The following is a 22,250-nucleotide window of genomic DNA, read 5'->3' as shown; positions in this document are numbered from 1 at the left end:
TTTTGTGACGCCATTATAAGTCGGTTTGATGACAAGTCTCCCCCTACCAGGCGAGATAGGTACACAATGAAAAGGGAGAGGGAAGGGATCCGCTCTGCAAGTGGCAGGTCTCGCTGTCTGTGTGCTGATGGAGCCGTCATCATGGATAACTTTATTGCCGGTTTGCCCAAGCTGGAGTTGCACCTGCATATAGAGGGGTCACTCGAGCCGGAGCTGATGTTTATGCTGGCCGCCCGCAACGGGGTGGCGCTGCCCTGGTCCGACGTGGGGAGCGTGCGCGCCGCCTATGACTTTGACTGTCTGCAATCCTTCCTTGATCTCTACTACCTTGGCGCCAGCGTACTCATCACAGAACAGGATTTTTTCGATCTCACCTGGGCCTATCTCAAGCGCTGCGCCGCCGACAAGGTGGTGCATGTGGAGATCTTCTTCGATCCGCAAACCCACACCGCCCGAGGCATCCCCTTTGCCACCGTGCTGGGGGGCATAGAACGGGCGCTGCAGGCGGGGGAGCGGGAGCTGGGCATCAGCTGGCGGCTTATCATGAGTTTTCTGCGTCATCTGAGTGAAGAGGCAGCGTTCGCCATCCTGGATGACGCCATGCCTTTTCTCGCCCGCATTCACGGCATTGGTCTCGATTCGGGAGAGAAGGGCAATCCCCCCGCCAAGTTTGCCCGGGTCTTTGCCCGTTGTCGCGAGCTGGGGCTGCCTGTGGTGGCCCACGCAGGCGAAGAAGGGCCGGCCGAGTATATCTGGCAGGCCATCCATGAGCTGCAGGTACGCCGCATCGATCACGGGGTGCGCTGCGTCGATGATCCCGACCTACTGCGTTATCTGGCCGATACCCGGTTGCCGCTCACCGTCTGCCCCCTTTCCAATACCCGTCTCAGAGTGTTTGAGCGAATGGCCCATCACAATGTGCTGACCCTGCTGGAGCAGGGGCTGTGCGTCACCATCAACTCCGACGATCCCGCCTATTTTGGCGGCTACATGGCAGCCAACTTCCACGCCCTGGCCCATGATCTTGGCGCCAGCATGAACCAGCTTTGCCGCTTGTCGCTCAATGCCGTCGAGGCGAGCTGGCTCAGCCTGGCGGACAAGGCGCGGCTGACCCGGGAAATAAGGAGCTACGCCGCCTGTTACGGTGTTGCTCTCTACTGACCTCTGGCTCGCTGACTCCACACCCCAAAAAACGCGCCCGCATCAATAGCGGGCGCGTTTTACTGTGCGGCTTTGTGACCGAGGTGGGCGGCTTGCCCGTCTCAGGCTGACTGCGTCTCGGCTAGCGCCTGATAGGTCGGGTAGTCGGTCAGTCCCTTCTCACCGCCGCCAAACAGGGTCGCCGGATCGTGGGGGGCGAGGGGGTAACCGTGGCGCAACCGGTTCGGCAGATCCGGGTTGGCCACGAAGGGACGACCAAAGCCAATCATGTCGGCCCAGCCCGCCTTGAGGGCGGCACGCGCTCGCTCACCGTCATACTTGCCTGCATAGATGAGGGTGTTGGGGAAGGCATCTCGCAACCCCTGCTTGAAGTTTTCCGCCATCAGGGGCGCATCGTCCCAGTCCGCTTCGGCGATATGCAGATAGGTGACGTCCAGTTCACCCAGCAAGCGAGCGGCGGCCAGATAGGTCTCTTGCGGGTTGGCATCAACGGTGCCGTTGAGGGTGGTGAGCGGCGCAAGGCGCACTCCGACCCTGTCCGCCCCGATTTCGGCACTGACCGCTTGTGTCACCTCTTTGAGGAAACGCAGGCGATTTTCCAGTGAGCCACCGTAGTTGTCGGTGCGGGTATTGGACTCGGAGTCGAGGAACTGGTTGATGAGGTAACCGTTGGCAGCGTGCAGCTCTATGCCGTCAAAGCCGGCGTTCAGGGCATTGCGAGCCGCCTGGCGGAACTGGCCCACTACCGCATCTATGTCGCTCTGGGTCATGGCGCGCGGGGTTGTGGTCTCGACAAAACCGGGAGCATCGCTGCCGTTATCGACAAATACCCGCACCCCTTCTGCTCTGATGGCAGACGAAGAGATGGGCTGGGCCCCGCCGATATTGTCAGTATGCGTGATGCGCCCCACGTGCCAGAGCTGGGCAAAGATGGTGCCCCCCTTGGCATGGACAGCATCGGTCACTCCCTTCCAGCCCGCTACCTGCTCGGCGCTGTGGATCCCGGGGGTCCAGGCGTAGCCCTTGCCCAGCGGGTCTATCTGGGTGCCTTCGCTGATGATGAGGCCGGCCTCGGCGCGCTGGGCGTAATAAGTGGCCATGATGGCGTTGGCCACGTCACCGGGTTGACTGGCACGGGAGCGTGTCATGGGGGGCATGACGATGCGGTTGTTAAGGTGCAACTGGCCCAGACGCAGCGGGCAGAACAGGTTGTCGTGGCTCATTTTGTGTTCCTCATGGTGGGATTGAGGTCACTCTAGTCCTGCTTTTATTTGTGAAAAAGAGGGGTAATTGCAGAAAAGAATTGCACTTGATGCAGCAATCAAGCGTCAAGCGGCAAATAGCCATAAAAAAAAGGGCCGATTGGCTCTCTTTTTTGGTTGGTCGAGCGGTCGTGTGATCAGGGGTTCAACGGTGTGACGCGCACCCGTTCGATGCGACGCTCGCTGACTTCGATCACCTCGAAATGCAACTGCTGCAATTGCAGCTGCTGGCCCGGAGTCGGCAGTGTGCCGAAGTGGGAGAGCAGCATGCCCGCGAGCGTCACGTATTCATCGCTGTCACTCACCAGCCCCTCGTATTCCAGCACCTGCTCCACATGGTGGATGTTGGTACTGCCATTGATGAGCCAGCTCTCGCCATCACGCACCATGTCCGGGGTTTCGTCTTCATCAGGCAGCTCGCCGACGATGGCTTCCAGCAGATCGTGGGTGGTCACCAGACCCTGGATGACGCCAAACTCGTCGGCGACCAGAATGAGGCTGCCTTTGGCCTTGCGCAGCTCTGCCAGCAAGCGGATCACGTTGATGGTCTGGGGCACGATAATGGGGTCATTTTGTTTGGCCAGCTCGGTCAGGGACTGCCCCTCGTTGAGGGCAAACAGCAGATCCCGCGCCTTGAGCACACCTATGACTTCGTCCAGATCGCCGTCACAAACCGGGAACAGGCTGTGGGGTTCCCGTTGCAACACGGCACGGATCTCTTCGACCGAGTCATTGACGTCGATCCAGGCCATGTCGGAGCGAGGGGTCATGATGGTGCGGATGGATCGATCGGCAAGGGACAGTACCCCGGTCACCATGTAGCGCTCCTCCTCCCCGAAGCTCAGCGGCTGAGGTGTCGGTGCATCCAGGTCATCATCCGGCCTGTCCTGATACGCCTTGCTGCCCATCAGTTTGAAGATGGCGGCCGTGGTGCGCTCGCGCAGGGGCAACTTGGCCTCATGACGCTCTGCGCTGCGCTGGGACAACTGGTTGAAGAACTCGATAAGCACGGAGAAACCGATGGCCGCGTAGAGGTAGCCCTTGGGAATATGGAAACCGAACCCTTCCGCCACCAGGCTGAAGCCTATCATCAGCAGGAAGCTCAGGCAGAGCACCACCACTGTGGGGTGGGCGTTGACGAAGCGGGTCAGCGGCTTTGATGCGAGCACCATCACCGCCATGGCGATGGTGACGGCCGCCATCATGACCCAGAGATGTTCCACCATGCCCACTGCCGTGATGATGGAGTCCAGCGAGAAGATGGCATCCAGCACCAGGATCTGGGTGATCACCACGCCAAAGCTGGCATAGACGCCGACCGGGCCATCTTCTGGCTGTTTGGCTTCCAGCCGCTCATGGAGCTCGGTGGTGGCCTTGAACAGCAGGAACAGGCCGCCGCCCATCAGGATGAGATCCCGACCGGAGAAGGCAAAATCACCGAGGTGAAGGATGGGGGTGGTCAAGGTGACCAACCATGACATCACGCTGAGCAGGCCCAGGCGCATCAGCAGCGCCAGTGACAGGCCTATGATACGGGCACGATCCCGCTGGGCGGGGGGCAGTTTTTTCACCAGGATGGCGATGAAGACCAGGTTGTCTATCCCGAGCACGATTTCCAGAATGATCAGGGTAAACAGACCAACCCAGATGTGGGGATCCAGCAGCAATTCCATGTAATGACCTCAATAAATACAGACAGAGCGGGTATCAGTCACGGCAACAGTGACCGCGGCAGTGCAAGGCAATGGCGTTATTCAGAGGCGCTGATGAAGCAGGTAAAGACAGAGTTTGACAGGAAGAAACGAAAGGTAACTTCGGGGGTTGTCCATGATGGGCAATAAAACCTCGGGTTAAAAATGAGCCCTGATGATAGCGAGAATCGGCGCTTTGGCAAGAGCAGGGCGATGAAGATGTGATGACGCAGGGGAGGCCGCCTGGCTGCACTCCCCCTGTGGATCGTTACAACCAGCGTTTTTCGCGGGTGAAGCAGACCGAGAGCCAGGCATCCCCCAGGGTATCGCCGAGGCGTGACCAGAGCTCCTGGCGCAGGGCATCCTGGCGCTCGACAGGCCACTCCTGCCCCGGTGCCACCAGTATGTTCAACTCCAGATCGAAGCGACGACCGCTCTTGGCCAGATGGCTGTAGCACTCGATGCCATGGCGCTGGCGCAGGGCTTCAATCTCGCTGGCAACCCGCTGGGACACATCGCCCTTGGGGGCAATCTTCAACACTTCTCGCAGATTGCGGCTCAGCACCTTGATGGGAATGAGGGTGGCGCACAGGGCCAGCAGAGAGACCAGCATGGGGTCTATGTAGCGGTTGTATTGACCATGGCCCATGGCATCGAGGCCCATGGCGACCAGAAAGCCCACCAGCAGGGTGGCGCTTAAAATGGTGTCGACCAGCCACTCTTCGGAATCGACGCGCACCAGCTCCGAGTTGAACCGCTTGGCCATTCGCGCCTCGACAACATAGATAAGTGCACACAAGAAGGTGGAGATGGCGGCGCAGATGAGGGCATGACCGAGATCTATCTCGCGACCACCGGCCAGCAGTGACGTGATGCCGCTGTAGAGGGCACCGAGACAGAGCAGTAAAATGATGATCCCGTTGATGACGTTGGCAATGGGCTCGAAGTGAGCGTAGCCATACTGAAAGCGGTCATCTGATGGGCGGGTAACCAGATAGGCGGTGACCAGACCAAGGCCTGTCATGCCCATGCTGAACAGGCTGAAGATGCCATCGAGCATGATGGCGTGGGAGCCAACCAGCAGACCATAGCCAATCCCGAAGATGGCAAAGGCGATACTGCCGAACAGTGACAGGGTCAAGGCCTGTTTCTCTGTGGTAATAAACGTACTGATAACATGGCTGTGGTGAGCCATAACAATCCTCCTTTCAAATGGTGAATATTGCCAAGCGCAAGCGGTTTTCTAGCTGATATACTGCCCGCTCACATGTGAGCAGACTGGCCCTGATACCCGCAAAGAGGCAGCCAGGGCAGTCTTTGTCGCCGGAGTACCGGCATCAAGCAAAGGATGGGAACAAGGATTCATGATCCCGAGACTCGATTACCAGGACAGTTTGTCACCTACAACCCTGCAGTTTCTTGAGTTGCTGGCGCGATCAGCATTTCGTGGTGATATCGAAAAGTCTTATGCAAGCCGGTTGGCGATGGCGACGGATAACAGCGTCTATCAGGTCGTACCTCAGGCGGTGCTCTATCCGCGCAGTGCGGATGACATTGCAGTGATGCTCAAGTTGGCACGGGGGCCCGAGTACGCAGCCTTGAATTTCTTCCCTCGCGGCGGCGGTACCGGCACCAATGGCCAATCCCTGGGCGGCGGCATTATCGTCGATCTCTCCCGCCATATGAACCAGGTCATGGAAATTAATCTGGAGGAGGGCTGGGTGCGCGCTCAGGCCGGGGTGGTCAAGGATCAGCTCAACGCCTACTTGAAACCCCATGGTTATTTCTTCTCGCCGGATCTCTCCACTTCCAATCGCGCCACTCTGGGCGGCATGGTCAATACCGATGCCTCCGGGCAGGGGTCGCTCGTCTACGGTAAAACCTCGGATCACGTGCTGGGCTTGAAAGCCGTGCTGGAAAACGGTGACATCATGGTCACAGAGCCGGTCAATGGCTCCCGTCTTGAAGACAAGCTGGCCCTCGAGAGTCGGGAAGGGGAGATCTACCGCACCCTGTATCGCATCGGCCGCGAGCGCCGCGCCGACATCGAAGCCACTTTCCCCAAGCTCAACCGTTTTCTGACCGGTTACGATCTCAAGCACCTCTATGCCCCCGACACCGACACCCTGGATGTGAGCCGGGTACTGTGCGGCTCGGAAGGCTCCCTGGGGTTCATCACCGAAGCCAGGCTCAATATCACACCGATCCCGCGTTACCGGACCCTGGTCAACGTCAAGTACGACAGCTTCCCCTCGGCCCTGCGCAATGCCCCTTTTATGGTGCAGGCGCAGGCCCTGTCGGTGGAGACGGTGGATTCCCGCGTGCTGGGACTGGCCCGGGCCGACATCATCTGGCATTCGGTCAAGGCGTTCATTGAGGACGTGCCCGGCAAGGATCTGCAAGGGCTCAATATCGTCGAGTTTGCCGACACCGACGAACAAGAGCATCAGGCCAAAGTGGCTGAATTGTGCCGGCGCATCGATGGGCTGCTGGCGCAAGGGGAGGCGGGTGTCATCGGCTATCAGGTGTGCAGTCACCTGCCGAGCATCGAGACCATCTACGCCATGCGCAAGAAGTCGGTGGGGCTGCTTGGCAACGCCGAGGGGCGTAAAAAACCGGTGGCCTTCACCGAAGACACGGCCGTTCCCCCTGAGTCGCTCGCCGATTTCATCATGGAGTTTCGTGCCCTGCTGGACGGCCACGGCCTCGACTACGGCATGTTCGGCCACGTCGATGCGGGGGTATTGCACGTGCGTCCCGCGCTGGACTTGTGCGACCCCGAGCAGGAGGTGCTGCTGCGCCGCATCTCGGATCAGGTGGTGGCGCTCACCGCCAAATATGGCGGCTTGATGTGGGGGGAGCACGGCAAGGGTTTTCGCTCCGAATACAGCCCCGCCTTCTTCGGCGAGTTGTGGGAGGAGTTGCAGCGGGTCAAAGGCGCCTTTGACCCCGACAACCGCATCAATCCGGGCAAGATCTGCATGCCTTATGGCAGTGGAGCTTCGCTTGTGTCGGTAGACGGGCCCAAGCGCGGCAAGTTCGACCGCCAGATCCCCATCGCCGTGCGGGAAAGCTATACCCGCGCCATGGATTGCAACGGCAATGGCCTCTGTTTCACCTTCGAGACCGACTCCCCCATGTGTCCTTCGGTCAAGATCAGCAAAGACAGACGTCACTCTCCCAAGGGGCGTGCCGGCTTGATGCGCGAATGGTTGCGCCAGTTGGCGGAGCAGGGCTTCGATCCCCTGGCCGAAGAAGTGGCGCTGCAATCGGGTGGCCTGCGCTTCAAGGCGATCGTCGACAAGTTTCGCAACACCCTGGCCCGCGCCCGTGGCCAGTATGACTTCTCCCACGAGGTGATGGAGGCGATGGAGGGGTGTCTGGCGTGTAAAGCCTGTACCAGCCAGTGCCCCATCAAGGTGGATGTGCCCACCTTCCGTGCCCGTTTCATGCAGCTCTACCATAGCCGTTATCTGCGGGGCCCCAAGGATTACTTCGTTGGCACAGTGGAGAGCTATGCGCCGCTGCTGGCCAAGGCGCCGAAACTGGTCAACTTTTTCCTGGAAAAAGAGTGGGCCCAGAAGGCGACCGAGAAGAGCATCGGCATGGTGGATGTGCCCTTGCTCTCGGTACCGACCCTGGCCGAATCCCTGCACGACAACAAGGCGCGCTATTTCGACCTGCCGGGCCTTGAGGCCATGAATGCCGAGCAGCGTGCCAGAGTGGTGCTGATCGTGCAGGATCCGTTCACCAGTTATTACGACGCCCCCGTGGTACGCGATCTGGTGAAGCTCGCCAGCAAGCTTGGGCTGCAACCCTATCTGCTGCCATTCAAGCCCAACGGCAAGCCCCAGCACGTGAAGGGCTTCCTGCGCGCCTTCGCCCGCACTGCAGCCAACAGCGCCCAGTTCCTCAACAAGATAGCGGCGCTGGGTATTCCTATGGTGGGAGTGGACCCTTCCCTGGTGCTCTGCTATCGCGACGAATATGCCAAGGCCCTCGGCGCGGCCCGTGGCGATTTTCAGGTGTTGTTGCCTCAGGAGTGGCTGCTTTCTCTTCCGGCCGACACCCTGCCCCTTGCCAAGCCCACCGCGGATGTCGATGAAAAAGGAGAGGCTGAGCCCTGGTATTTGTTTGCCCACTGCACCGAGAAGACGGCCAAGCCCTCGACTCACGGTGACTGGGGGACCCTGTTCAGCCGCTTCGGTGCTCGTCTGCAGCCTGTCTCTGTGGGCTGCTGCGGCATGGCCGGTACCTATGGCCACGATGCAAAACAGGTGGAGAATTCCAAGGGGATTTATGGTCTCAGCTGGGCAGAGCCCCTGTCGAGGTTACCCAAAGATCGCTGTCTGGCTACCGGTTACTCGTGTCGCAGTCAGGTCAAGCGGATGGAGGGGGAGAAACTCAAGCATCCGCTGCAGGCGTTGCTGGAACTGCTCTGATGCTGACCTTTCCCAAGCGGTTTCGGGTGCCGCAAGCCTACCGGCACCCGCACTTCCTGCTGTTGCCAGCCACCCCGGCCCAGGCCGTGGTGGAGTTTGTGGCCATGCAGCGTGAACGGGAGCAGCTTCATCAACTGTTTCGCCCCCAGGATGTCTGGCCCTCTGACCAATTCAGCCTGAGCCAGCATGAGGGGGATCTGGAGTGGCAGCAGGCCGAGTTTCTGGCTAAGCGCTCCTTTGCCTATGGCCTGTGGAGCCCGGATCGGGAGTTACAGTTCTGGGGAGGCGTCTATCTCTACCCCTCGGTATTGCCGGAGGTGGAAGTGGAGCTCTTCTTCTGGAAGGTGGCCGACGCGCCGCTGACCGATGCCGAGCTGGAAACCGAGCTGCGCGCCTGGCTTGGCAAGGCATGGCGCTGGTCTGCGCCGCGCCTGCCCGGGCGTGATACGCCCTGGAGTGAGTGGCCTGGCGTCACCTATCCCTGGTAATGCGATTATTTCCATGGGGCCTTGCCGCTGTGCTGCCGGGCCCCAGTTTTGCTTCCTGCCGATTGTTTCAACCTGTTTCTCACATTAGAGGAGTCATCACCCCCATGAGTCACGATACTGCCCCCATCTGGCGCAAGCCCATGAGTCTGGAAGGGCTCAATGCCTCGTCGCGCAACACCCTGATGGCCCACCTCGATATCATCTACACGGATGTTGGCCCCGACTGGCTCGAAGCCACCATGCCGGTGGACCACAGAACCCATCAGCCCCTAGGCATGTTGCACGGCGGCGCCTCAGTGGTGCTGGCGGAGACACTCGGGTCGCTGGCTGCCAATATGGCGGTCGGGCCGGACAGCTACTGTGTGGGGCTGGAGGTGAACGCCAACCATTTGCGCGCCAAGCGGGAAGGGGTGGTCACAGGGCGTTGCTCGCCCCTGCATCTGGGGGCAACGACCCAGGTGTGGCAGATTGAAATTCGGGATGAACGTGGGCGTTTATTGTGCACCAGTCGGTTGACCATGGCGGTGCTCAAACACAAGCGGGACAAGGACTCCAGCGGGGAGTGACCAGCAATAACGCACCAGTAGTGCAAAATAAGCAAGCCATAGTCGCGAGATCCCTCTATAATTGCCAACGTCTTGAGAGGCTTATCACATTTTTCAAGACAGCAGAACAAAGTGGCGCTATAATCGCCGCCTTTTTGCTATTCCGCGGTGCTTAGCCGCCTGCCTTAATCTGGAAGAATCTATGTCTGATACCGAACAACTGCCCCTTTTTAGTGAGCTTGGACTGGCCGCGCCTGTATTGAAAGCGCTGCAAGACGTGGGCTATGAGCGCCCGTCACCGATCCAGGCCGCAGCAATTCCCCACCTCATGGCGGGACACGATCTGCTGGGGCAGGCGCAAACCGGTACAGGGAAGACCGCTGCTTTTGCCTTGCCTCTGTTGTCTCGTCTGGAAGCTGGTAACCGCAACACCCAGGTTTTGGTGCTGGCTCCGACCCGTGAACTGGCCCTGCAAGTTGCCGAGGCGTGCCAACGTTACGCCAAGCACATGCCTGACTTCCACGTCCTGCCCATCTACGGTGGCTCCTCTTACGAAACCCAGACCCGCGCCCTGCGTCGCGGTGCCCAGGTTGTCGTGGGTACTCCTGGCCGTGTGATGGACCTGATCCGTCGCAAGAACCTGGATCTTTCCGGTCTGAAAGCTCTGGTGCTGGACGAAGCTGATGAAATGCTGCGCATGGGCTTCATCGATGACGTGGACTGGATCATGGAACAGTGCCCGAGCACCCGTCAGGTTGCTCTCTTCTCTGCCACCATGCCGGACCAGATCCGCCGTGTTGCCCAGAAGCACCTGAAGCAGCCCAAAGAGATCAAGATCGTCTCCAAGACCTCCACTGCACCGACCATCCGTCAGCGCTACTGGCAGGTAACCGGTCTGCACAAGCTGGACGCCATGACCCGTCTGCTGGAAGTCGAGCCGTACGAAGCCGTACTGGTCTTCGTGCGTACCAAGAATGCTGCCGAAGAGCTGGCTGGCAAACTGGCCGCTCGTGGCCATGCTTGTGAAGCGCTGCACGGTGACATCCCGCAGAAGCTGCGTGAGCGTACCGTTGACAAGCTGCGTCAAGGCCAGCTGGACATCCTGATCGCCACCGACGTTGTCGCCCGTGGTCTGGACGTCGAGCGTATCACCCACGTGGTGAACTACGACATTCCTTACGATACCGAATCCTACGTTCACCGTATCGGCCGTACCGGTCGTGCTGGTCGCAAGGGTGAAGCCATCCTGTTTGTTGCTCCCCGCGAGCGTCGTATGCTGCGCGCCATCGAGCACGCCACTCGTCAGGCCATCGAGCCGATGAAGATGCCGAGCACCGAGGACATCAACCAGCACCGTATGACCAAGTTCAAAGAGCGCATCCGGGAAACCATGATGGGCGAAGAGCTTGAGCTCTACCTGAACCTGGTGAACGAGCTGATCGAAGAAGATTCTGCCGATCCGCTGGAATTGGCTGCCGCCCTGGCCAAGCTGGTGCAGGGTGATCAACCGCTGCTGCTGGATGACTCCATCCCTGAGCCGCAGTTCAGCAGCAATGATCGTGGTGGTCGTGATTTCGAACGCCGTGACGGTGGCAGTGATTTTGCTGACCGTGGTGATCGTCCTGCCCGTCGCATGCCGTCCCTCGAGCCGCGTCCGTTGAAAGACAACCCGGATGTCGAGATGGAGCGCTACCGCGTAGACGTGGGTGCCCATCACGGTGTCAAGCCGGGCCAGATCGTGGGCGCTATCGCCAACGAAGCGAACATCGAGAGCCGTTTCATCGGCAACATCGATATCGCTGATGACTTCTCCACCGTCGACCTGCCCAAGGGCATGACCGCCGATGTGCTGGAAGTGATCAAGAAAGCCCGTGTTTGCCAGCGTCCGCTGATGATCACCCGCTACACAGAGGTGCCGGCTGGCAGCAATACCGCCCCCCGTCCGCCCCGCAGCGATCGTCCTTTCAACAAGGATCGCCGCCCCAGCGGTGACCGTCCGTTCAACAAGAGCGGGGAGCGCCGTGAAGGTGGCTTCAACAAGGATCGCAAGTTCGGTGGCAACAAGCGCCGCGACAGCTAAGTCCTGATTGCATTGATAAAAAGGCCGCTCATCGAGCGGCCTTTTTTGTTTTTGTACATGAGGTTGCGCTACTGTAGACCTGTCTTGGTTCCGGCTGCATTTATCCAGAGATCAGCGATAGCTGACCCATGGGCATGACAGGCGTTTAAAGAGCGCATTTTGGGGTGACGTTAGCGGTGGCCTGCATGAAGCCGCATGATGGTATTAAAGAAGGGGGAGGGGATAATGGACAGGCTCGGGGCAATGGAAGCGTTTGTGCTGGCGGTGGAAACCGGTTCTTTCTCTGCGGTGGCACGTCGGCTCAAGCTGGGTCAGCCAGCGATATCCAAGCTGATTGCCCAGCTTGAAGCACAGCTTGGCAGTCGTCTATTGCTGCGTTCGACCCGCGGCCTGACGCCAACAGAGGCAGGTGAGGCGTATTATCTGCGAGCGAGGCAGATCCTCGACGATATCAGAGAGGCCGATGCTACTGTTGCGCAGTGCCGCAGCAGCTTGAGCGGCCGCCTGCGGGTAAGCGCCCCTGTCACCTTTGCCCGTCTGCATATCATTCCCCACCTTCATGAACTGCTGGCTGCCCACCCCAATCTGGAGATAGACGTACTGTTGGATGACAGCAATGTCGACTTGATCGCCGCAGGCATCGATGTGGCTTTGCGTCTCGGTGAGCAGGTCGATTCTGGTGTGGTTGCCCGCAAGCTCGGGCACTGCGCCATGAGAGTGGTGGGGGCGCCGGCCTGGTTTGCAACCCATGGTACGCCCTCATCCCCCGGCGAGTTGCAAGGATGTCCGCTGGTGGTCTACAGCCCCAAGCCCGGTATGGGGCAACAGTGGCACTTTATACAGGGTGAAAATCAGGTCACATTGACAGTGCAGGGGCGGCTGACTGTCTCCGCCGCCGAAGGGATGCGAGCCGCCGTGCTGGCGGGAGTGGGACTGGGCATTACCTCCGAGTGGATGTTTGCCCCCGAGCTTGCCAGTGGCGAAGTCATGGCAATTCTTGCTGACTGGCAGCTTCCCCGGCTTGATCTGTGGGCTCTGTTTCCCTCGGGGCGGCAGATCAGCGCCAAGTCTCAAGTGTTTTTGGCGTTCGTGACAGCACTCCCCGTATTGCAGATGCCATCAACCCATCCTTGATCCATTCCCCGGCGGAATAAGTGTTATTGCCGCCGCTTGTCTACTGAGTCTTCCTCATCTTCGTTACCCTGTGTTCATCACAGGATTTCAATCATGTATGAGGATGGTGTCATGACTTTATCGGTATCAAGCCGCCCGGCGGTCCTGCCGAGCGCTGGGATCAATTCATCACTGGTATTCGCCATGGCGATGTCCTGTGGTTTGGCGGTCGCCAACATTTATTACAACCAGCCCATGCTGGAGGTGATGGCGCGGGATTTCCCCGGCCAGCCAGCGGTTGCCATGATTGCCATGCTGACTCAACTGGGCTATGCCGCCGGCTTGTTGTTTTTGGTGCCATTGGGGGATGTGCTGGAGCGTCGCTGGTTGATTGTGGCGCAGTTCGTGCTAATTGCAGCGGCTTGCGCAATGGCGGCAATGGCGACGGGAGCGGCAGCATTGATGCTGGCTTCCATTGTGTTGGGTATCGGTGCAACCGCGGCCCAGCAGATAGTACCGGTTGCGGCGACCCTGGCCGATCCCGCCAGACGGGGAGCCGTCGTCGGTAGCATAATGAGCGGTTTGCTGAGCGGGATCCTGCTCAGCCGTACCCTGGCGGGCTTCATCACCGCCTATGCCAGCTGGCGAGTCATGTTCTGGCTCGGTGTGCCGCTGGCCTTGCTGGGGGCCGTGCTGATGGCACGTATGATACCGCTGCATCTGCCCCGTTCCACCATGAGCTATGCCAGCTTGCTGCGTTCTCTACTGGTGTTGTGGCGAGAAGAGCCTGCTTTGCGCCGGGCAACCCTGGCCCAGGCTCTGCTGTTCGCCTCGTTCAGCGCTTTCTGGACAGTGCTGGCTTTTTATCTCGCCCATTCCGAGTACCACCTCGGTGCGGAAGCTGCCGGCTTGTTCGGGGTGATCGGCATAGTGGGCGTGCTGGCGGCGCCCCTGGCGGGACGAATGGCTGACACGCTTGGCTCCAGGTCGGTAGCACTTGCTGGTGCGCTGCTGGTGGTGCTGGCCTGGTGCCTGTTTGAGGCATGGCTCTCCTTGTTCGGGCTGGCCGTGGGGGTCATCTTGTTGGATCTGGGAGTACAAAGTGCCCTGATTGCCCATCAGCAACGGATCTATGGCTTGAAAGCAGAGGCAAGAGGCCGGATCAACACCCTCTTCATGGTGGGTATGTTTCTGGGGGGAACCCTGGGCTCCAGTGGTGCCATGCTGGCCTGGCAGATGAGTGGCTGGATTGGGGTCGGCAGCCTGGGTCTGGTATTGGCGTTGCTGGCTTTGGGGTATGGCCTGGTCACCAAGGGGGAGAGCCACTCTGTCGGCTGATGGTATAGGCCAAGGTTTGCATCCAATGAAAAGGCGACCCCGAGGTCGCCTTTTGCGTGTCTGCTGCTTGTCCGAGCGCTAGAGCACCATGGCCGCCACCCAGCCAAAGAGGATGAGCGGGATATTGTAGTGAATAAAAGTGGGCACCACGCTGTCCCAGATATGGTCGTGCTGACCATCGGCATTGAGACCCGACGTGGGGCCCAGGGTCGAATCCGAGGCGGGTGAACCTGCATCCCCCAGCGCACCGGCGGCGCCAACCAGGGCTATGGTCGCCATGGGGGAGAAGCCGAGGTGGATACAGAGCGGCACATAGATGGTGGCTATGATGGGCACAGTGGAGAAGGAGGAGCCAATCCCCATGGTGATCAAGAGACCAACCAGCAGCATCAGGAAGGCGGCGAGGCCTTTTTGATCCCCGATCACCGCAGAGACGGATTGCACCAGGCTCTCCACCCCGTGGGTCGCCTTCATCACGGCGGCGAAGCCAGCGGCTGAGATCATGATGAAGCCGATGAGGGACATCATGCGCACGCCCTGGGTGAAGGCGTCCTGGCTCTCGCGAAACTTGATGACACCGCCACAGGTGAAGATGACAAAGCCCGCCAATGCTCCCAGCACTATGCTGTTGGTCATCAGCTGCAGCCCGAGGGCGACGGCGATGGCCAGCAGGGCAACCCAGATGTGGTTGAGATTGAGTTCGACGGATTCGGGCTCGGCGGCCAGGATCTTGTCCATGTCATACTGGCGCGGTTTGCGGTAGGTGATGAACACGGCGATCAGCAGGCCAACGAACATCCCCAGCACAGGGATTGCCATGGCCATCGGCAGCTGGCCAAGCTCGACCGGTACCCCGTTGTCGATCAGGTTCTTGGCCAGTATGTTGTTGAGGAAGATGCCACCAAAGCCCACCGGCAGCAGCATATAGGTCGCGGTCAGGCCGAAGGTGATGACGCAGGCCACCTGACGGCGGTCGATATTCATCTTGGCCATGACGTGCAGCAGCGGCGGGATCAGGATGGGAATAAAGGCGATGTGGACCGGGATCAGGTTCTGGGAGGCGACGGATACGCAAAGGACGGCGCCGAGCAGCAGTGTCTTGACCCAGAGGATGCGAGAGCTGCTGGCATCTTGCCCCAGCTGGTTGATCACCTTGCGGGCCAGCAGGTCGGTGATCCCGGAGCGGGAGATGGCGACCGCAAAGGCCCCCAGCATGGCATAGGAGAGAGCGATCTCTGCGCCACCGCCCAGGCCACCACTGAAGGTGCTGAGGGTGTCGGCCAGGGATAGACCACCCAGCAGGCCACCTACGATGGCGCTGATGGAGAGCGAGACCACCACATTGATCCGCAGCAGGCTGAGCACCAGCATCAGCGAGACCGCGACAACAACAGGGTTCATGTGACTTCCTTTTAATGGTTATTGGTTGTCTGTCTTTTGAAAGGCAGTTAGTTTGCGAAAATCACGACAAATGTCGAGTAAAAAATCAGGCAAATGGCCTGTGAGACGCCTCCCTGAAGGGTTGGGGTGGGCGAGGGGGGCAGAGCGGTTGAAAACTGTGCTGTCCGGGTCTGCCTGCCATTCTGGTCAAACCACTTTGATGCCGTATCCCAATAGAAGAAGGCTGCCATGGCAGCCTTCTTGCTCGTTGCTTATCCCGCTTTTTCGTTCGCGTCATCGACGGGGGCATCATCCGGGTGGGCCGGTGGCCAGCCACCCAGGCTCTTCCAGCGGTTGACAATATGACAGAACAGCTCAGTGGTGCGTTCTGTGTCATAGAGGGCCGAGTGCGCCTCTTTATTGTCAAACGGGATGCGAGCGCTTTGGCACGCCTTGGCCAGCACTGTCTGACCCAGGGCCAAACCGGAGAGTGCGGCAGTATCGAAGGTGGCAAACGGATGGAACGGATTGCGCTTGAGGCCGGCCCGCTCGGCAGCAGCCATGACAAAGCCATGATCGAAGGTGGCGTTGTGGGCCACTATGATGGCGCGGTTGCAGTCGCTCTCTTTCATCCCTTTGCGAATGCCCTTGAAAATTTCGGTCAGCGCCTCTTTCTCGCTGACGGCGCCGCGCAGCGGATTGAAGGGGTCTATGCCGGTGAACTCCAGCGCCGCCTTTTCCAGGTTGGCGCCTTCGAACGGCTCGACGTGAAAATGAAAGACCTGATCGGGAGCGAGCCAGCCATCCTCATCCATCTTGAGGGTATAGGCGGCTATCTCCAGCAAGGCGTCTGTTCTGGCATTGAACCCGGCGGTTTCAACATCGATGACGACGGGGTAAAAGCCACGAAAACGGCCCTTGAGAGTGTGTACAGCGTCGGTCATGGTATCTCGGTCGGCGTGAAATGAGGCGGCATTATGGCAAAAAAGCCAGCCTTTGTCCCTCATCAGCAGCCATGAGACGGACGTCTGATTCTATTCTCGGCACTCGTGCTTATAATTGACCACTTCAACAATGGAATGGGGAGAGGGGATGAACAAGCTGGGATTGGCACACAAGATGTTGCTGGTGGTCTGCCTGCCACTGCTGGCCTTGCTGTTTTTTTCTGGCCGATACGTGTATGAGCGTTATCAGGTCGAACAGGAGATGAGCCAGGCACAAGCGGCACTCTATGTCGTGCGGGAGGCGGCGCAACTGGCCCACGAGCTGCAAAAGGAGCGCGGCATGTCGGCAGGTTTCCTGGGCTCTGGTGGCAACAAGTTTCGCGACGCCCTGCCTGCCCAGCGCAAGCTGGTCGATACCCTGCTGGTCCGTTTTCACGAGGATCCCGCCTTGCTGGCGTTGGGAGAGGTACAACAGGCGCTGACCGGGCTCACCGCCATGCGTGAGCGGGTCGGCGCGCTGGGGGTCGAAGTGGCCGAGCAGGTTGGCTTTTACAGCCGTCTTATCAGCCAGCTGCTGGCCGTGGTGGACCAGGTCAGCCTCAACAGTCAGGATGCCACCATAGCGCTGCAGACCAATGCCTACGCCGCCTTCTTGCAGAGCAAGGAACGAATGGGGCTGGAGCGGGCAACCCTGAGCAATGTGTTCGGCCGTGACCACTTTACCCCCGCGTTGTTGCAGCAATTCATCTCCCTGCTGGCGGCCCAGAATACCTATCTCGAGCGTTTCCAGGCGGTGGCGAGCCCGTCACAACGTCAACTGCTGGCCGACAGCCTGACCTCTCCCGTGGTAGCCAAGGTCGCCGCAATGGAGCAACTGGCCTTGGACAAAGCCACCACAGGCGGCTTCGGGGTCGATGCCGAAGCCTGGTTTGCCTTGAGTACCGACAAGATAGGTCTGCTCAAGGAGAGTGAAGATCGCCTTTATCAGCAGTTGTTCGAGCGGGTCGAGCAGATGCGAGCAAAGAGTGCCAGCGACTTCTGGTGGGCGGCGCTCGGCGTGCTGTTGTGCGTTGCGTTGACCACCTTCGTCTGCTGGCGGGTGGTGCGAGATCTGCACCTGGGTTTTATGGCGTTGCACCAGACCTTCAAACGGCTGGTACAGGAGAATGATCTGACGGTGCGGGTCAACTGGCGGTCCGGTGACGAACTGGGCGCCCTGGCGCAGGATCTGAACCATTTCCTCGCGCACCTTGAGGGGCTGTTGCTGGCGGTACGTCGCTCCTGCGAGGTGCTGGCCCGCAGCGCAGCCACCTCGGCAGACGTGATCGCCGAGGTGAATGCTGGCGTCGTCAAAGGTTTCGGTCAGGTGGACCTGGTGGCGACGGCAGCTACCGAGATGGCTTCGACGGTGGCCGAGATTGCGCGCAATGCAACCCAGACGTCGCTGGCGACCCAGCAGGCTATCGGACGTGCCCGTCAGGGCGACAAGGAGGTCGATCAGACCATAGACGCCATCCAGCTGGTGGCGGGCACTCTGGCCAACACCCAGCAACTGGTGGATAGCCTGTATCAGGATACAGAGTCGGTCGGTGAGGCGCTAAATCTCATCAAGCAGATCTCGGATCGCACCAACCTGCTTGCCCTCAATGCAGCCATAGAGGCGGCCCGGGCCGGTGAATCTGGTCGTGGTTTTGCCGTGGTGGCGGAAGAGGTGAGGGCACTGGCCTCTCGCACCCAGCAGGCGGCAGAGGACATAGAGCGGATGTTGTCCCGATTGCGCCAGGGCGCGGATCAGGCGGTCACGGCCATGCATCTGGGCACTGAACAGGCGGGCTTGAGCGTGACCGAAGCCAAGCGGGCGGGGAGCGAGCTGAGCGACATAGTGAGCGAGGTGCGCAAGGTGAGTGACATGACTGCCCAGGTGGCCACCGCGACGGAGGAGCAGCGCTACGTCACTGACGATATCCAGCACAATGTGATGACCATACGCGAGGTGTACGAAGCTCATCGCCTGCACTCTGAAACCTTGCAGCAAAACAGCGCCGAGCTGGATCTGCTGGCTCGCGAGCTGGCGGGTCGCATTGCCAGCTTCAAGCTGATGGATCGTCCTGCCCCCCACTGAGTGCTTTGCCCTAAAGCTTGCCCTGCCCCTGCCGATACCTAACGTGAGATCGTGTGGAGGGCAGGCACTTGAACGCTTGGATAGTCGGATTGGTCAGCATATCAGTGAGTATGCAATTACAGGCGGGGGTTACCGAGTTTGGTGCCGGCCTGGATCAATCCGTCTGGCGTTTGACCTCGGATACGCAAGTGGAGTGCCGCCTAGAACACCCTATTCCCAACTGGGGGACGGGCGCTTTCGTCAGCCGTGCCGGTCGCAAGATCAATCTGGATTTCGAACTCAAGGGGCTGCGACAGCAAGCCCAGACCCAGACGGTCAGTCTGGGGATCATGCCGCCACTCTGGCGTCCCGGTGTTGCCGGGCGGGAAGTGAGCCAGTTGCGCTTTTACCAGCAGTTTGATGGCCTGGTGGAGGGACAGACTGCCTGGACCATGCTCGATGAGCTGGAGGGTGGCCGCATGCCAACCTTCCAGTATCGTGACTGGTACCGTCAGAACCGGCCGGTGCGGGTCTCCCTCTCATCTGTCAACTTTCGGGTCAAGTACCAGGCCTTTGTGGATTGCCTGAGTGGATTGTTGCCCTATAGCTTCAATGACATCGCCTTCAGCGTGCTCTCCTATGACAAGAACAGCGATCAGCTGTCACTGGCCTCCCGGCGGCGACTGGCGATGATCGGCGAGTATGTGAAGGTCGACAAGAGCATAGATGTGGTGGTGATCAACGCCTACAGCGACAGTTATGGCGGCCGTTGGCCTAACCAGAAACTCTCCGAGAAGCGGGCCGATGCCATCAAGAAGGTGTTTGTGGATCTGGGGATCGATCCGGGCAAGATCTCGGTGGAAGGGCACGGCGAGAAGCGCCATGCCACCTCCAACGAAACCGAGGATGGTCGCGCCAAGAACCGGCGGGTGGTGATCAATATGGGCCGCAATGGCACCATCTGATAACCTGCACACTGACATGAAAAAAGAGCGCCGCAGCGCTCTTTTTTATTGGGCGTTGCCTGAGGCATTGCCTCAGAAACTGTCACCCAGGCCGCTGCCGGCATCTTTCTTGGCGATAAGTTCAATCTTGTAACCGTCTGGATCTTCCACGAAGGCGATGACAGTGGTACCGCCCTTCACTGGACCTGGCTCGCGGGTGATCTTGGCACCGGCGGCACGCAGGGCATCGCAGGTGGCATAGATGTCGTCCGCTTCAAGCGCAATGTGGCCGTAGGCCGAGCCCAGTTCGTACTCGCTGACACCCCAGTTGTAGGTGAGCTCGATGACGGCTTCGTCTTTTTCGTCACCGTAGCCAACGAAGGCCAGGGTGTACTTGTATTCGCTGTTTTCGCTCTTGCGCAAGAGTTTCATACCCAGCACTCGGGTGTAGAAGTCGATGGAGCGTTGCAGATCGCCAACACGCAGCATGGTATGCAGAATTCTCATTGCTCAGTTCTCCGGGTAGATTTTTGTACTCACACAAGTCTTGGATGATACAGGAATCGCAGCAGAAGTTTGCGGGCTATAGCGTACAGCCTGCATGCTGCCTTATTCCTGTGGATAGACTTTTTCTTTGTATTCACACAAGTCTTCGATGATACAGGAGCCGCAGCGCGGTTTGCGAGCCAGACAGGTGTAACGGCCGTGCAGGATCAACCAGTGGTGCACATCCAGCTTGAACTCGGCAGGCACCACTTTCAGCAGTTTCTCTTCCACCTGATCAACGTTTTTGCCCACCGCGAAGCCGGTCCGGTTGGACACCCGAAAGATGTGGGTATCGACGGCGATGGTGGGCCAGCCAAAGGCGGTATTGAGCACCACGTTGGCGGTCTTGCGACCCACACCGGGCAGTGCTTCCAGCGCCTCGCGGTTCTCCGGCACCTCGCCGCCATGGCGTTCCAGCAAGATGGCGCACGTCTTGATGACGTTTTCGGCCTTGGTGTTAAACAGGCCTATGGTCTTGATGTACTGTTTCAGCCCATCCACCCCGAGCGCCAGCATGGCGGCCGGGGTATTGGCCACCGGATAGAGCTTGTCGGTGGCCTTGTTGACGCTTACGTCGGTGGCCTGGGCTGACAGCAACACGGCAATCAAGAGCTCGAAGGGCGAGGTGAATTTGAGCTCTGTGGTGGGATGGGGATTGTTGTCCCGCAGTCGCTCCAGGATCTGTCTGCGTTTCTGGTTGTTCATGGTTTCTCACGTCTCAGATCAGAGCTGGGTGGCACGCACACCCGCCACAGACACATTGCTATCGGCAAGGGGGGCGGCTTGCTTGCGATCACGCCAGTCATTGATGGCATTCTTGCCGGCGATCATCAGGCCTAGCCCGATAAAGCCCCCCGGCGGCAGGATCGCCAGCAGCAGGCTGGCATCGGCATGAAACAGCTCGATGCGCAAGGACTTGGCCCAGTCACCCAGCAGCAATTCGGCGCCGTCAAACAAGGTCCCCATGCCGATGATCTCCCGCAGGCCACCCAGCACCAGCAGCACCAAGGTAAAGCCCAGTCCCATCATGAAACCGTCCAGTGCCGCCAACAGGGGGGGATTCTTGGAGGCATAGGCTTCGGCCCGGCCTATGATGACGCAGTTGGTGACAATCAGGGCGATGAAGATACCGAGCGCCTGATAGAGGCCATAGGTATAGGCATTCATCAGCAGCTGCACGCTGGTGACCAGGGCGGCGATGATCATCACGTAGATGGGAATGCGAATGTCCTTGGGCACCAGGTTGCGCACCAGGGAGATGGCAAGGTTGGAGCTCACCAGCACCGCCATGGTGGCCAATCCCAGTCCGAGCGCATTGGTAAAGGTGGAGGAAACTGCCAGGGTAGGGCAGAGCCCCAGCACCTGCACCAGGGAAGGGTTGTTCTTCCACAGCCCTTGCAGTATCAGCTCCTTGAGCTCTTCACGACGGCCCTTGCCCTCACTGATCGGGGTCTGGTCATCCAGTGTATGAGAGTGTTCCATTTATCGGCTCCGGCTGAGATGGCACATGGATATGCATAGCACATCAGTCTGTTTCATATGTGTGGGCCCAGGCTTATGGCGTGGGGTCGCACGGAGGGGCATCACGCAGCAATTCAGGGTGCGTTTGCTCCAGCAGCAGCAGGTTTTTCACTGCTTTGACCACGGCGCGGGGGGTGATGGTGGCGCCGGTGAAAGCATCGAATTCGCCGCCATCTTTTTTCACCGCCCAGCTTGCCTCGTTGTCGCGGCTGAGGAACTTGCCGACAAAACTTTCTATCCAGCTCGATTTCTTCAGCTCTATCTTGTCACCCAGGCCCGGCGTCTCGTTGTGGGCCAGCACCCGCACAGCACTGACGCTGCCCTTGGCATCGGTACCGACGATGAGGCGAATGGCCCCACTGTAGCCGTCGGGTGCCACGGTTTCCAGCGCATAACCCGTGGTCTCGCCTTTCAGGGTTGCAGTGTAGAGCGGCATGGCCTGATCGCTGCCCAGATAGGTTTTGCTCTGTACCAGCTTGCAACTGGCCACCAGGTCGTTGTCATAGCTTCCCTCTGGCAACAGGGCGGAGAGGGTGCGCAGCTTTTCCAGCTGCTGCTGATGGGCGATCCTGTCGCGGGTCAGCTCGTTGGTCAGCACCACAACGGCGGTGCAGGCCAGGGCAAACAGGGCTAGCGTGACGCCGTTTTTGCGCATGCTCTTTAACATTGGATACTTCCTGAGAGTGAGGTTTGC

The 22,250-nt window shown here is 59.5% G+C and carries 18 protein-coding genes; 9 read left to right on the top strand and 9 right to left on the bottom strand.

Annotation, left to right across the window (positions count from 1 at the left end; genetic code table 11):
• The first annotated feature begins 141 nt into the window (after nt 1-141).
• On the top strand, nt 142-1,161 hold the full coding sequence (locus AC1P02_RS18785) for an adenosine deaminase (protein WP_429234386.1): 1,020 nt from the start codon (nt 142-144) through the stop codon (nt 1,159-1,161).
• A gap of 101 nt (nt 1,162-1,262) precedes the next feature.
• On the opposite strand, the gene AC1P02_RS18780 is transcribed toward AC1P02_RS18785, so the two are convergent.
• The 3 genes from AC1P02_RS18780 to AC1P02_RS18770 form a co-directional block, all read right to left on the bottom strand.
• Nucleotides 1,263-2,384 (bottom strand): alkene reductase, encoded by a 1,122-nt coding sequence (locus tag AC1P02_RS18780; RefSeq protein WP_429173902.1) that lies wholly within the window; start codon nt 2,382-2,384, stop codon nt 1,263-1,265.
• Nucleotides 2,385-2,560: 176 nt separating this feature from the next.
• Nucleotides 2,561-4,096 (bottom strand): TerC family protein, encoded by a 1,536-nt coding sequence (locus AC1P02_RS18775; protein WP_058395455.1) that lies wholly within the window; start codon nt 4,094-4,096, stop codon nt 2,561-2,563.
• A 286-nt stretch (nt 4,097-4,382) separates the two neighbouring features.
• Nucleotides 4,383-5,309: a cation diffusion facilitator family transporter gene (locus AC1P02_RS18770; RefSeq protein WP_059169658.1), complete on the bottom strand. Its 927-nt coding sequence runs from the start codon at nt 5,307-5,309 to the stop codon at nt 4,383-4,385.
• 169 nt (nt 5,310-5,478) lie between these two features.
• On the opposite strand from AC1P02_RS18770, the gene ydiJ reads away from it, so the two are divergent.
• From ydiJ to AC1P02_RS18740, 6 genes are all read left to right on the top strand, one after another.
• Nucleotides 5,479-8,556, top strand: coding sequence for a D-2-hydroxyglutarate dehydrogenase YdiJ (gene ydiJ / locus AC1P02_RS18765; RefSeq protein WP_485182864.1), 3,078 nt, complete (start codon nt 5,479-5,481; stop codon nt 8,554-8,556).
• On the top strand, nt 8,556-9,044 hold the full coding sequence (locus AC1P02_RS18760) for a hypothetical protein (protein ID WP_408135143.1): 489 nt from the start codon (nt 8,556-8,558) through the stop codon (nt 9,042-9,044). The genes ydiJ and AC1P02_RS18760 overlap by 1 nt, the downstream gene beginning before the upstream one ends.
• Nucleotides 9,045-9,148: 104 nt before the next feature.
• Nucleotides 9,149-9,610 (top strand): hotdog fold thioesterase, encoded by a 462-nt coding sequence (locus AC1P02_RS18755; protein ID WP_005310625.1) that lies wholly within the window; start codon nt 9,149-9,151, stop codon nt 9,608-9,610.
• Nucleotides 9,611-9,791: 181 nt separating this feature from the next.
• On the top strand, nt 9,792-11,669 hold the full coding sequence (locus AC1P02_RS18750) for a DEAD/DEAH box helicase (RefSeq protein ID WP_017412353.1): 1,878 nt from the start codon (nt 9,792-9,794) through the stop codon (nt 11,667-11,669).
• A gap of 195 nt (nt 11,670-11,864) precedes the next feature.
• Nucleotides 11,865-12,803 (top strand): LysR family transcriptional regulator, encoded by a 939-nt coding sequence (locus AC1P02_RS18745; protein ID WP_408135144.1) that lies wholly within the window; start codon nt 11,865-11,867, stop codon nt 12,801-12,803.
• Between the two features lie 183 nt (nt 12,804-12,986).
• Nucleotides 12,987-14,120: an MFS transporter gene (locus AC1P02_RS18740; RefSeq protein WP_485182863.1), complete on the top strand. Its 1,134-nt coding sequence runs from the start codon at nt 12,987-12,989 to the stop codon at nt 14,118-14,120.
• Nucleotides 14,121-14,198: 78 nt separating this feature from the next.
• Here AC1P02_RS18740 and AC1P02_RS18735 read toward each other — a convergent pair whose 3' ends face one another.
• Together AC1P02_RS18735 and rnt are read right to left on the bottom strand one after the other, a co-directional pair.
• Nucleotides 14,199-15,521, bottom strand: coding sequence for a Na+/H+ antiporter family protein (locus tag AC1P02_RS18735; protein ID WP_087755481.1), 1,323 nt, complete (start codon nt 15,519-15,521; stop codon nt 14,199-14,201).
• 251 nt (nt 15,522-15,772) lie between these two features.
• Nucleotides 15,773-16,444, bottom strand: a complete 672-nt coding sequence (rnt, locus tag AC1P02_RS18730) for a ribonuclease T (RefSeq protein WP_408135146.1) — start codon at nt 16,442-16,444, stop codon at nt 15,773-15,775.
• Between the two features lie 148 nt (nt 16,445-16,592).
• Here rnt and AC1P02_RS18725 point away from each other — a divergent pair, with 148 nt between their 5' ends.
• Together AC1P02_RS18725 and AC1P02_RS18720 are read left to right on the top strand one after the other, a co-directional pair.
• Nucleotides 16,593-18,566, top strand: a complete 1,974-nt coding sequence (locus AC1P02_RS18725) for a methyl-accepting chemotaxis protein (RefSeq protein ID WP_346206013.1) — start codon at nt 16,593-16,595, stop codon at nt 18,564-18,566.
• Between the two features lie 68 nt (nt 18,567-18,634).
• Nucleotides 18,635-19,510 (top strand): flagellar protein MotY, encoded by an 876-nt coding sequence (locus tag AC1P02_RS18720; RefSeq protein ID WP_011898827.1) that lies wholly within the window; start codon nt 18,635-18,637, stop codon nt 19,508-19,510.
• Between the two features lie 72 nt (nt 19,511-19,582).
• On the opposite strand, the gene gloA is transcribed toward AC1P02_RS18720, so the two are convergent.
• From gloA to rsxG, 4 genes are all read right to left on the bottom strand, one after another.
• On the bottom strand, nt 19,583-19,996 hold the full coding sequence (gene gloA, locus AC1P02_RS18715) for a lactoylglutathione lyase (protein WP_005310643.1): 414 nt from the start codon (nt 19,994-19,996) through the stop codon (nt 19,583-19,585).
• A gap of 102 nt (nt 19,997-20,098) precedes the next feature.
• Nucleotides 20,099-20,740, bottom strand: coding sequence for an endonuclease III (gene nth, locus AC1P02_RS18710; RefSeq protein ID WP_131730893.1), 642 nt, complete (start codon nt 20,738-20,740; stop codon nt 20,099-20,101).
• Nucleotides 20,741-20,758: 18 nt separating this feature from the next.
• Complete coding sequence (locus AC1P02_RS18705; protein ID WP_408135147.1) at nt 20,759-21,517, bottom strand: electron transport complex subunit E; 759 nt, start codon at nt 21,515-21,517, stop codon at nt 20,759-20,761.
• Between the two features lie 73 nt (nt 21,518-21,590).
• The gene (gene rsxG / locus AC1P02_RS18700) at nt 21,591-22,223 is read right to left on the bottom strand and encodes an electron transport complex subunit RsxG (protein WP_125600482.1); all 633 of its coding nucleotides are present in this window, start codon (nt 22,221-22,223) and stop codon (nt 21,591-21,593) included.
• Nucleotides 22,224-22,250: the final 27 nt, after the last annotated feature.

This window comes from Aeromonas sp. TS_SC_11, from assembly GCF_057318915.1.
Note: the sequence above shows the minus strand (reverse complement) of the source record. Positions and strands in the feature narration are given on the sequence as shown.

What these genes read in the sequence shown, in the direction of transcription:
- ydiJ (WP_485182864.1), top strand. Translation starts at nt 5,479, where the DNA reads ATGATCCCGAGACTCGATTACCAGGACAGTTTGTCACCTACAACCCTG.
- AC1P02_RS18770 (WP_059169658.1), bottom strand. Translation starts at nt 5,309, where the DNA reads ATGGCTCACCACAGCCATGTTATCAGTACGTTTATTACCACAGAGAAA.
- rsxG (WP_125600482.1), bottom strand. Translation starts at nt 22,223, where the DNA reads ATGTTAAAGAGCATGCGCAAAAACGGCGTCACGCTAGCCCTGTTTGCC.
- gloA (WP_005310643.1), bottom strand. Translation starts at nt 19,996, where the DNA reads ATGAGAATTCTGCATACCATGCTGCGTGTTGGCGATCTGCAACGCTCC.
- AC1P02_RS18745 (WP_408135144.1), top strand. Translation starts at nt 11,865, where the DNA reads ATGATGGTATTAAAGAAGGGGGAGGGGATAATGGACAGGCTCGGGGCA.
- AC1P02_RS18735 (WP_087755481.1), bottom strand. Translation starts at nt 15,521, where the DNA reads ATGAACCCTGTTGTTGTCGCGGTCTCGCTGATGCTGGTGCTCAGCCTG.
- AC1P02_RS18785 (WP_429234386.1), top strand. Translation starts at nt 142, where the DNA reads ATGGATAACTTTATTGCCGGTTTGCCCAAGCTGGAGTTGCACCTGCAT.
- AC1P02_RS18755 (WP_005310625.1), top strand. Translation starts at nt 9,149, where the DNA reads ATGAGTCACGATACTGCCCCCATCTGGCGCAAGCCCATGAGTCTGGAA.
- AC1P02_RS18740 (WP_485182863.1), top strand. Translation starts at nt 12,987, where the DNA reads ATGGCGATGTCCTGTGGTTTGGCGGTCGCCAACATTTATTACAACCAG.
- AC1P02_RS18750 (WP_017412353.1), top strand. Translation starts at nt 9,792, where the DNA reads ATGTCTGATACCGAACAACTGCCCCTTTTTAGTGAGCTTGGACTGGCC.
- AC1P02_RS18705 (WP_408135147.1), bottom strand. Translation starts at nt 21,517, where the DNA reads ATGGAACACTCTCATACACTGGATGACCAGACCCCGATCAGTGAGGGC.
- AC1P02_RS18760 (WP_408135143.1), top strand. Translation starts at nt 8,556, where the DNA reads ATGCTGACCTTTCCCAAGCGGTTTCGGGTGCCGCAAGCCTACCGGCAC.
- AC1P02_RS18780 (WP_429173902.1), bottom strand. Translation starts at nt 2,384, where the DNA reads ATGAGCCACGACAACCTGTTCTGCCCGCTGCGTCTGGGCCAGTTGCAC.
- nth (WP_131730893.1), bottom strand. Translation starts at nt 20,740, where the DNA reads ATGAACAACCAGAAACGCAGACAGATCCTGGAGCGACTGCGGGACAAC.
- AC1P02_RS18775 (WP_058395455.1), bottom strand. Translation starts at nt 4,096, where the DNA reads ATGGAATTGCTGCTGGATCCCCACATCTGGGTTGGTCTGTTTACCCTG.
- rnt (WP_408135146.1), bottom strand. Translation starts at nt 16,444, where the DNA reads ATGACCGACGCTGTACACACTCTCAAGGGCCGTTTTCGTGGCTTTTAC.
- AC1P02_RS18725 (WP_346206013.1), top strand. Translation starts at nt 16,593, where the DNA reads ATGAACAAGCTGGGATTGGCACACAAGATGTTGCTGGTGGTCTGCCTG.